Source organism: Candidatus Collinsella stercoripullorum, assembly GCF_027669965.1.
GTDB lineage: Bacteria > Actinomycetota > Coriobacteriia > Coriobacteriales > Coriobacteriaceae > Collinsella > Collinsella stercoripullorum.
Window position 1 is genome coordinate 1 of the sequence record NZ_JAQECM010000109.1, and the last position, 291, is coordinate 291.

A 291-nucleotide genomic window follows, 5' to 3' on the forward strand; every position below is an offset into this window, starting at 1 on the left:
CGCGCTCCCCGGAGCCCCGGCCGGGCCGGATTCACCGCGTCGCGCTCGCCGCCTCCCCGCGCCAGGCCGCCCGCGCGCTCGCGGACCCGCGGGCCGACGAGGTCGCGGTGAGCGCCTGGCGCCTGTCGGACGACGCGGGATGGGAGGGCGTGCTCGACCGGCTCACGGTCGTCCTCGACGAGCCGTTCCCCGACGCGGACGTTCCGCGCGTGCGGGGGCTGTGCCGCCGCGCCGCGTCCGTCGTCTGCCGCAACCTGGGGCAGATCGCCCTCGCGCGGGAGGAGGGCGCGG

1 protein-coding gene is annotated in these 291 nt (G+C 80.4%); it reads left to right on the forward strand.

Features of this window, described 5'->3' with window-relative positions; all coding sequences use genetic code 11:
- A partial coding sequence (locus tag PHA29_RS10565; protein WP_270849602.1) for a hypothetical protein occupies positions 1-291 on the forward strand: 291 nt, incomplete at both ends.